Genomic DNA, 1,714 nt, shown 5'->3' on the forward strand with positions numbered 1-1,714 from the left:
CGGCCGCCATCCGTACCCGCGCGCACTCATGACCGCCGTTGGCCGAACCGACCCGGTCGTAGAGGTAGCCCAGGTACAGCGGACGGCCGATCTCCGCCTGCGCCTCCTCCGCCGACTCGCGGGCCAGCGCCGCACCCGGGTCCCCGCGGTCCTCCGGCTCCAGCGAGCCACCGGGAAGACTGACGATCCCGTCCTTCGGGTTGACCAGGGTGAGCACCCGGCCGTCGGGCGCGAACAGCCAGCCCCAGGACTGCTTCACCGGCAGCCCCGCCGGAACCGGCTCCCCCGGCCGCCAGGGCCAGCCCGCGGTGGGGCGACGCCGTACGCGGCCGAGCAGGTCGGAGATCTCCGCGCTGTACTCGATGCGTCCCATGCGTCTCCCTTCGGGGTGGGGTCGCGGGCGCTGTGGCCGGCGGTCGTCGGTCGTCGGGGGCCACGACCGGCGCCGGGCCACGGAGCCGGGTCGGTGGGGGCCGCCGCGCGCTCTGCCTGTTGATCTTCCCCGAACAGGCGGTCGATGAACAGCCCTGGACCGCCGCCCGGGGCACGGCCGCACCACCGTGGACCGGCGGTGACCAGCCGCCACCGGACGGACGGCCGGAGCACCGGGCCGCCCGCCCCGGCACCCGGTTGCCGCCGCCCGCGGGCCGAGGACCGACCGGCCCCGCAAGGCTCCGCCGGAGCTCTGGCCGGGACACGAGGCGGCCCGGCCGGCGGCGACGCCCACAGGTCGAGGACAGAACCTCCGCCCGCGGGCCGGGCCGACCCTCCCGCCGAAGGCGCACCCAACGGCCCCGCCCGACCGCCGGTCAGGACGCAACGCGGCCCGGCCGTCGCCGGGGCGTGCAGGCCAAGGACACCCCAGTGGGCGCCCCGCCCCCGGCGCCCACGCCCTCGCCCTCGCCCTCGCCGGAGGCCGGGATACCGGACCGACACGGCTCCCCCGACCTCCGCCGGACCGCCGGACCGCCGGACCGCCGGACAGGGGGCGTCTCCGCGACATGCCCGGACCGGCGGGACCGCGGAGCGTTCTCGCAGTGGGCCACCACCGCCCTGGTCGAATCGCCGCTCCCGGCCCGGCCGGCCGGGCCGATGAACCGGCACTCGTCCCACCGGGGCTGCCGACGGTGCCCGGGCCACCCCATCCGCCCGACGCCGCACGGCCGGCCGACCGCACGGATCGGATCGGCAGGTGACTCCGGGGCCCACCCGTTCCACCTCCGGCCGAGCCCCGACGCCCCTCACCGGTCCGAGGCCGTGTCCGACACCCCCACCGGGCGCGCGACGCCGTGCGCCGCACGTACCCCGACGCCGCGAACTCGTCCGACTCCGGCGCGAGGTGTCGGGCGACGGCACCTAGCCGGGGCCCGGCGGCGGGACGGGGAGCCGGAAGCCGGGGCGGACCCGACCGGTCCCGACCGGCGCCGCCCGGGCCGGCGGCAGCACCATCGGCCGCAGGCCGCCCCCGGCGACCGCCCAGCCAAGCACCTCCGCCCCGACGCCCGCCGCCCCGCCGTCCGAGCCCTCCGGCAGCACCCGGTGGAGCAGCAACTCCCCTTCCGCCGCCCCGGCCAGCGCGGCCGCGAGCGTCACGCAGAACGCCTCCGCCGGCCGGCCCGCCACCGACAGCCGGCCCGGCGCCACCGACAGCTCCGTCTCCGCCGCCAGCTCCCCGGCCGCCCGGGACGCCGCCCGCAGCACCAAGCGGTGCCGC

The 1,714-nt window shown here is 79.4% G+C and carries 1 protein-coding gene and 1 pseudogene; both read right to left on the reverse strand.

Annotated elements, in window-relative coordinates; all coding sequences use genetic code 11:
* A pseudogene (locus tag AA75_RS50345) lies at nucleotides 1-373 on the reverse strand (NUDIX hydrolase); the annotation flags it as partial.
* A gap of 983 nt (nucleotides 374-1,356) precedes the next feature.
* Nucleotides 1,357-1,714 (reverse strand): hypothetical protein (locus AA75_RS50350; protein ID WP_199520516.1); only part of this gene is annotated, 358 nt, incomplete at its 5' end.

This window comes from Kitasatospora sp. MBT63, assembly GCF_000710465.2.
In the GTDB taxonomy this organism is placed as follows: domain Bacteria; phylum Actinomycetota; class Actinomycetes; order Streptomycetales; family Streptomycetaceae; genus Kitasatospora.